Origin of the sequence: Polaribacter vadi, from assembly GCF_018861005.1 — a bacterium.
In the GTDB taxonomy this organism is placed as follows: Bacteria; Bacteroidota; Bacteroidia; order Flavobacteriales; family Flavobacteriaceae; genus Polaribacter; species Polaribacter vadi_A.
The window spans coordinates 1-3,655 of sequence record NZ_JAHKQL010000030.1 but is presented as its reverse complement, the minus strand read 5'-3'; the positions used below and the strand labels follow the sequence as shown (position 1 = coordinate 3,655).

Genomic DNA, 3,655 nt, shown 5'->3' with positions numbered 1-3,655 from the left:
AAAACTTTACTTGAATAGTGGAATTTCACCAATTGAAAATTCAAGAAAAGATAAAAGGTTTGAAAAAAAGTACAAAGTTGAATATGTAGAACTTGGTTGCGAAGGAAAAATTTATGAATGTGTAACTGAATATAATTTTTACACAATGAAGCTTTTAGATATAATTTACAAAGGGAAATGGAGAAAAACAAAAAGAAAAGAAATAGTTGGAATGGAAAATTATAAGAATTCTATAAAAGCTTGCCTGAATTAAAAACGTTGTACAACACCGTACAAAATTAATTGCTTGCTTTTTGCTTACTTACGAAAATCCTCGCGGATTTTCTTGGTCAGTAATTATTTAGTAAATTTATTACTTAACCACGCAACTAACCTTGTACAAACACGTTGTAAGTAATTCAAAAATGAAAAAAATCTTTATAATTTTAATAACAATTCTGATTAGTTGTGACAAACTGAAAACAGATAAAGAACTTTATTTTGAAGCAACAAAACTTGAAAATGAGAGATATTTCAAAGAAGCGAATTTAATTCATAATGAAATCTTGAAAAAAAATGCTTATTTCAGACCTTCACTAATTAATAGAGGAGCTAATAAATCTGAATTAAAAAATTATAAAGGTGCTATTTTAGATTACAAAAGAATTATAAAATTTGACAATAAAAATACTCTTGCTTTTTCTAATATTGCTAACAATTATTTAAAATTAAACTTGAATGATTCTGCAATCTTTTATTTTTCAAAAGCTATAAATGTCGCTAAAAAGCAGAAATTAATATTTATTGAATATAATGGAGACTTTGATAAAGATTTCCAGTATTATGTTGAAATTAATGAATTGAGGTTAGAAAAAGCTCTTGCACTTCATAAAATGAAAGAATTTAAAAAAGCTGAATCAGTATTTAAAGAAATTATCGATTCCAAAAACAGAATTTTAGATGGAACTTCTTATTACCAGATAGGAAAATCATATGAATATTTGAAAGATACTGTCAATGCTTGTTTGAATTACAGAAAAGCTATGAATAACGGAATAATAAGCGGAGTTGAAATAAACGAATTAGTTAGAATAAATAAAATTTGTGAAGAATAAAGAACTACTTACAACACCTTGTATAATTTATTGCTTGCAAAAAGCCTACTTACGAAAATCCTCGCGGATTTTCTTGGTTTGTGTTTTATTTACTAACTTTATTGCTTAAAACCGCAACAAACCATACAAAAACACGTTGTGTGTAATACCCAACCAAACTCAAAAATTGAAATGAAAAGACATTATTGGATTTTATTAATTTTAGTTCTTGGATTTACATCTTGCCATTTTATGGGACCAATCGATGTAAATATTGAGAGAAAAAATGTTGAAGTAAATTCAAATGATATTATAGGAACTTGGAAAATGGACAAATTTTCATACGAGTATCTTTCGGAAATTAAAACTGATAGTATTGTTTTGACATTTAAGCCTGATAATCTTTTCGAAATGAATAATTCTCAAAATCTATTTGACCGAGAAATTAATAACGGAACTTCATCTGGAACGTGGAAAATTATTGAGCAATATGATACGAAAAAAATTAAACTGAATTTTAACGATATAAAAACCTCAAAGAATTTAGAAATTTATAAGTTAAAGGAGAATTATCAATTATGGTATTTTTTGTCGGATCCTGATACTGGAGAAAGAATTAGATTTCTGAAATAAAGTACTACACACAACACCGTGTATAATTCATTGCTGGTTATAGCCTACTTACGAAAGTCCTCGCGGACTTTCTATCTGTGATTTATTTGCTAACTTTAGTGATTAAACACGCAACGAAATCATACACAAAACCGTTGCCATTAATACCCAAAAACCAGAAATAAATGAAGAAATTTTGGAAAATAAATGATTCTAAATCTAATAAATTGATTGTCATAAAAGACAATGGTATATACAAAGGAAACCCTAAACAAGAAGAACTTAATAAACTGAATTCGGAATCAACCAATCTTACTTTTTTGGAAAACATTTTTAGTATACCTTATTCATATATTAAAAAAATTGAAAATCAAAAAGGAAAGAATGAAATTAAAATATTTTTTGGAAATGACTCTGAAGAGGAATTAATTGTAAAAGAAGAAAAAATAAAAACGGAAATTTTTGAATTCTTAAAACAAGACATTCCTAATTTGAAATATAGTTCTGAATTACCAAGTGTTTTTAAATATGCGAAAGCTCAATTCTTTGCTTTATTATTTATAACTGGAATATTTCTTTGGTCACTTTATCTTGCTCTTCAAATTGAAAATGGAATAGAATATGAACTTATTGAAAATGGAAGAGGACCAGGAATATCTGGACTAATACTTGGTATAGCCAATTTTGGAGTTTTAAAAAATGTTATTGGATATATTATTCTACTTGCAATAATATTATTTTCATTGTCAAAACGACTGAAAACAAGAAGTGAAACTGAATCTCTGAAAAGATAAAGTACTAATGGCAACACCGTACAAAATTAATTGCTTGCTTCTAGCCTACTTACGAAAATCCTCGCGGATTTTCTTTGTCAGTAATTATTTACTAACTTTATAGCTAAACCACGCAACTAACCTTGTACAAACACGTTGACAACAAGCTGAAAATGAACTTCCTAAAGAAAAAACAGACGGAAAATTGGATAATAAAATTATTCAAATTAACTGACCAAAATTCGGCAGAAAAATTTGATATGGAATCTAAAATTCTATTCTGTAATAATCTGATTGAAGAAAGAACAAAACTTAAATCGGAAAATTTTGATATAAATTATCAATCAAGTTACAAAACAAAAAAAGGATTTGAAAAAGCACTGAAATCCAAAAAGGAAATAGTCATTTGTATAGTAGATTTTAATTCTGACAAAACTGACACATATTTTTAATTGACAATCAAATGCTGAATTTGATGGAAAAACCTGAAAAATCGACAATAGACTTTTGTCTGCAAATTAAAGCGGAATATGTTAATGAATAAACGATTTTAGAACTTAACAAAAACCTAATTTCGGAATTAGATTTTGATTACGGATATACTACAAAACTCGCATCGGATTTTAACGCTGGAACTGAAAGAAAAATAAAGAAAGGCTTATTTTCAACATCAGTTAAGATTTTAGAAAAAGATTTCAAATGGAATTTGAAGAAAACTAATATTTTAAACGGAGCAATAAAGAATTTATATCCAATCAATTATCTGAACGAATCTCATTTTACCAATCCTGTACAAAAGAAAACTATATCTGAGTTTGGAGAATTAAAAAAACTTAACAATCGAATTTATAAATGGAACTTAACAGATTCTGAAATTGAAAAACTAAAAAGCACGAAACTAATAGAATTAAATTTAACTGAATAACATCTGAATAAAGCCTGATTGCCAACACCGCATATAATTTATTGCTGGCTTTTTTCTTACTTACGAAAGTCCTCGCGGACTTTCTTGGTTAGTAATTATTTACTAAATTAGTTGCTTGAAACACGCAACAAACCATATACATCAACGTTGTGCATAATAATGTCTTATCCGGAATAAAGGCTACATAATTTTAAACATTATGTATAAAAATGACAAAGTAATTAGACGTTACAGTGAACCTTTCAAGTCAAAGATTTAATCAGACTGTCCCG

At 27.3% G+C, this 3,655-nt stretch carries 6 protein-coding genes; all 6 read left to right on the top strand.

Annotated features, from left to right (window positions below; all coding sequences use genetic code 11):
- On the top strand, positions 1 to 253 hold a 253-nt coding region (locus KO506_RS12960), incomplete at its 5' end, for a hypothetical protein (RefSeq protein WP_215995347.1).
- Positions 254 to 404: 151 nt separating this feature from the next.
- The gene (locus tag KO506_RS12955; protein WP_215995346.1) at positions 405 to 1,094 is read left to right on the top strand and encodes a tetratricopeptide repeat protein; all 690 of its coding nucleotides are present in this window, start codon (positions 405 to 407) and stop codon (positions 1,092 to 1,094) included.
- A 171-nt stretch (positions 1,095 to 1,265) separates the two neighbouring features.
- Positions 1,266 to 1,706: a lipocalin family protein gene (locus tag KO506_RS12950; protein ID WP_215995345.1), complete on the top strand. Its 441-nt coding sequence runs from the start codon at positions 1,266 to 1,268 to the stop codon at positions 1,704 to 1,706.
- Between the two features lie 164 nt (positions 1,707 to 1,870).
- Positions 1,871 to 2,479 carry a hypothetical protein gene (locus KO506_RS12945; protein WP_215995344.1) on the top strand — a complete coding sequence of 203 codons (609 nt, stop codon included), beginning with the start codon at positions 1,871 to 1,873 and terminating at the stop codon, positions 2,477 to 2,479.
- A 152-nt stretch (positions 2,480 to 2,631) separates the two neighbouring features.
- Positions 2,632 to 2,910, top strand: coding sequence for a hypothetical protein (locus KO506_RS12940; protein WP_215995343.1), 279 nt, complete (start codon positions 2,632 to 2,634; stop codon positions 2,908 to 2,910).
- A 254-nt stretch (positions 2,911 to 3,164) separates the two neighbouring features.
- On the top strand, positions 3,165 to 3,383 hold the full coding sequence (locus KO506_RS12935) for a hypothetical protein (protein WP_215995342.1): 219 nt from the start codon (positions 3,165 to 3,167) through the stop codon (positions 3,381 to 3,383).
- Positions 3,384 to 3,655 lie beyond the last annotated feature (272 nt).

Bases quoted from the DNA above. Each gene is read 5' to 3' on its own strand.
- KO506_RS12955 (WP_215995346.1), top strand. From the start codon at position 405: ATGAAAAAAATCTTTATAATTTTAATAACAATTCTGATTAGTTGTGAC.
- KO506_RS12950 (WP_215995345.1), top strand. From the start codon at position 1,266: ATGAAAAGACATTATTGGATTTTATTAATTTTAGTTCTTGGATTTACA.
- KO506_RS12945 (WP_215995344.1), top strand. From the start codon at position 1,871: ATGAAGAAATTTTGGAAAATAAATGATTCTAAATCTAATAAATTGATT.
- KO506_RS12940 (WP_215995343.1), top strand. From the start codon at position 2,632: ATGAACTTCCTAAAGAAAAAACAGACGGAAAATTGGATAATAAAATTA.